Origin of the sequence: Helicobacter bilis ATCC 51630, assembly GCF_000686565.1 — a bacterium.
GTDB classification, from domain to species: Bacteria; Campylobacterota; Campylobacteria; order Campylobacterales; family Helicobacteraceae; genus Helicobacter_A; species Helicobacter_A bilis.
In genome coordinates, this window is record NZ_JMKW01000090.1 from 1 (window position 1) to 3594 (window position 3594).

Consider the following 3594-nt stretch of genomic DNA (forward strand, 5'->3'; position numbering starts at 1 on the left):
ATTTACACATTGATGATAAGGTAGGACATTATGTCAAAATCCTGTGTGATGAGGTTTTTGGCAGAGAGCATTTTATCAATGATATTACGCGTATTTAGAAATGTTATTTTTTGATTTATGTTCTCTTTGTGCTTTTATTCTGCTTGTCTATTTACTATTTTGTCGCTTTTTGTTCTTTGCGCACTTCTGTAATGCTTTTACCGCCAAGTCCATAGTTATCTGTGTCAATTTCATCAATAATCACAACTGTTGAAGCTTTATTTTTATTTAATACTTTTGCTAACAAGTCCGTAACCCCAGTTATAATCTCTTCTTTTTGCTTTGTTGTGGGTTCACCGTTTTCTTTTGTAATTCTAATATTGACAAATGGCATAGTTGTCCTTTCTTGTGTAAATGCTCAAATATAACATTTGTGTTCTTAATATAAAGTAAATATGAAATATATTCAAACTTAATTAAATATATAGATGTTATTATTGAAATAATTTATAAAGTATCAATTATAATATATTTCATATCATTTTTGTGGGGGTTATGATGTTAAATATTGGTATAGTAGGATTTGGAGCAAGAGGCTTAAGCATATTTGAAAGGTTGGTTTCAAAGGTTTTGTCTCGCAATATCAGTAAGCAAATCCACGTTTATATCTTTGAGCCATATTCATTAGGAAGTGGTTGCCATAATCCCAAACAATCAAGGCGTATGTTGGCAAATACAGTTGCTGCGCAAATGACAATTTTTGCAGATGAAACGATATGTCCTAATGAATTTTTTATCAAAGGGCCTAATTTTTATGAATATCTTATTTCTCAAGGCTATAGTGCAGAAAAAAATGGGTATTATGCAAGGGCAATGCTAGGAGAATATTTAGAATACTCTTTTTCTTTTATTAAAACTTTTATCCCTAAAAACATGACACTACAGCATATTCAAGAATTTGCAAGAAGTTTAACAAAAGAGCACGATTATTTTATTCTGAAAACTAATCAACATTCTATTAAGCTTCATGCTGTATTTGTTACAACAGGACATACTGAATCTAATAATAACAGTAATGAATTTGCAGCTTATCCGCTTACACAATCCATTAGCAACCTTTCTCATAAAGACATTGTAGCCATCAATGGTTTGGGCTTGAGTGCGATTGATATTATAACGTTATTAACAAGTGGATATGGTGGCTATTTTGAAAAAAGAAATGATGAACTTGTTTACCATAAGTCCGGAAAAGAACCAAAAATCCTTGCATTCTCACGTTCTAACCTTCCCCTTATGGCACGTGCCATTACGCAAAAAGAAACAAGAGAACAATATCAGCCTGTGTTTTTCACGCAAAAGCTTTTAACTTCTTTAAAACAACAAAAGCAGCAGTTAGATTTTCAAACAGATATTCTACCTTTGATTATAAAAGAAATGGAATATGTATATAGTTATACATATTTAGCAAGAAAATCCCTAAAAGAATCTTTTATTTTTAGAAACAAGTATCTTTTAACAGATAATGTACAACAATTACTGAATCAACATATTCCCAAAGAGAAGCAGTTTAGCTTTTCTATGTTGATTGAGCCTATCAAGAATATAACAAGCGCACAAGACTTCAAGGAAAAAATGATTGCGTATTTACAAAATGATATACAAGAAGTAAGCTTGGGGAATCTTACAAGTCCTATTAAAGCCGCTTGTGATGTCTTAAGGGATACACGAGATATTCTAAGATTGTGTATAGATTTTGGCGGACTTAGCGAGAATTCTTATCGGTTATTTATTAAGTCTTTTATTCCACTTAATAATCGATTATGTGTAGGACCACCATTAATAAAAATACAAGAATTATTGGCTCTTATCAAGGCAGATATTGTAGAAATTTTATATAATGTAACCTTTAAACATATTCGGGATAGAAAGTTTGAACTTACAGATTCTTTTTCAAATCACTATATTGTCAATCGCCTTATTAACGCCAGAATTGATAATTTACGATTACAAGAGAATGAGTTTCTATCTTCTTTGCTACAAAATAATCTAGGCAGTTATTTTGCAAATGGCAGCATTCAATGCGAATGCTTAAAAATTAACAATAATTTTCAATCCATCAACCAAGACAATACTGTTATAGAAAATCTTTTTATTTTAGGTTTGCCAACCGAAGGAATAAAATTCTATACCTTTATTTTACCAAGACCATTTATTGCCTCAACTTTTTTAAATGATTCTAATATCACAATACAATCTTGCTTGAAGGGGTTAGGATTATGAAAGGGCGGATTTTTAGCTGTTTTTTAATGACATTTGTTTCAAATGGTTTGGCTCGCTTTGGCTATGTTGTGCTTATCCCTATCCTTATCTTGCAAGGTTCATTAAGTCAAAATGAAAGCTTTGCTTTAGGTATTGCTATTTTAGCGGGCTATATTTTTGGCTCACTTTTTATTAATATTTTGCAACGTTATTTTAGCCTTGAATCTATTGCTAGATTTAGCCTTTTTATTATTGCTTTAAGCTTTGTATTTTGCGCATTTTCTTCTTTGCCTTTTATTGTTGCGTGGATGTGGCGATTTTTAGCTGGTGGGGCTTCTGCTAGTTTGATGATTCTAGCTGCGCCACTGATTTTACCCTTTATCAACCTAAAGCACAGGGGCAAAGTCGGCGGAATTGTCTTTAGCGGTATAGGTCTTGGGGCTGTGGCAAGTGGATTTATTTTGCCTTTTTTAGCGCATTTTAATTTATATTTTGCATGGATTTTCTTAGCTTCTCTTAGCTTTTTTGCTTTTATTTTTAGTTGCTTTTTTTTAAAAACACGTAAAATGAATCAATCAAAAAAGCAACAAACAATTACAAAACAACCACAATTTCGCCCGCATTTCTTTTTATGGCTTTTAGTCATCTCTTATGTATTAAATGCCATTGGATATTTGCCACATACACTTTTTTGGACAGATTACTTAATGCGTGATATTGGATTTAGTAGTTTTACCGCTGGGTCTTCATGGGCATTTTTTGGTATAGGTGCAGCACTTGGGAGCTTGGGTAGCGGACTTTTAAGCGATAAAATAGGGCTTAAAAATGCACAGATTATTATCTTAGTTTTTAAATCCTTTTCTTGTTTTTTAGCAATTTTAAGTTCTAATCTTTGGCTCTTAAATGTCAGTGTTTTTCTTATGGGTTTTACTACCACTGGCAATGTAACACTTACAAATTCTTTAGCCCTGCAAATTATGGGTAAGGCATATTTTGCTAAATCTAGCTCTTTGCTCACCCTTGCGTTTGGAATCTTTCAAGCGATATTTTCTTTTGTCTTTGTGTATAGCTTAAACTTTTTAGGCTATGTTTGGCTTTTTATTTTATGTGGAGTGGCTCTTGCGCTTAGTGCCTTAGTTTTACTCCCTATTAAAAATGTAAAATAGTAAGATTTAGTAACTTAAAGTATCATTTAGTTTTTCATTTTATTTATATGTTTTTTGTTGTGTTAGGCTGTTATTTATTTGTGATATGGAAAAAAGTAGCAATGTTTGATTTTTTCAACTCTTTTCAATCTCCGCAAAGTGTTTTGCAACTCCCATTGAGTAAAGAATTACAAGGAGATTTCAATCAAAA

At 31.8% G+C, this 3594-nt stretch carries 3 protein-coding genes; 2 read left to right on the top strand and 1 reads right to left on the bottom strand.

Annotated features, from left to right (window positions below; translation table 11 throughout):
- Nucleotides 1–154: 154 nt before the first annotated feature.
- Nucleotides 155–373: a 2-hydroxymuconate tautomerase family protein gene (locus tag T368_RS0111010; protein WP_004086112.1), complete on the bottom strand. Its 219-nt coding sequence runs from the start codon at nt 371–373 to the stop codon at nt 155–157.
- A gap of 164 nt (nt 374–537) precedes the next feature.
- Between T368_RS0111010 and T368_RS0111015 the strand changes: the two genes are divergently transcribed.
- Both T368_RS0111015 and T368_RS0111020 read left to right on the top strand, forming a co-directional pair.
- A complete protein-coding gene (locus tag T368_RS0111015) occupies nt 538–2259 on the top strand; it encodes an FAD/NAD(P)-binding protein (RefSeq protein WP_004086113.1) in 1722 nt (573 codons plus the stop codon).
- A complete protein-coding gene (locus tag T368_RS0111020; RefSeq protein WP_004086115.1) occupies nt 2256–3404 on the top strand; it encodes a YbfB/YjiJ family MFS transporter in 1149 nt (382 codons plus the stop codon). Before T368_RS0111015 ends, T368_RS0111020 begins: the two co-directional genes overlap by 4 nt.
- The last annotated feature ends 190 nt before the right edge of the window (nt 3405–3594 follow it).

Coding starts and splice junctions, on each gene's coding strand:
- T368_RS0111010 (WP_004086112.1), bottom strand. CDS start 373: ATGCCATTTGTCAATATTAGAATTACAAAAGAAAACGGTGAACCCACA.
- T368_RS0111015 (WP_004086113.1), top strand. CDS start 538: ATGTTAAATATTGGTATAGTAGGATTTGGAGCAAGAGGCTTAAGCATA.
- T368_RS0111020 (WP_004086115.1), top strand. CDS start 2,256: ATGAAAGGGCGGATTTTTAGCTGTTTTTTAATGACATTTGTTTCAAAT.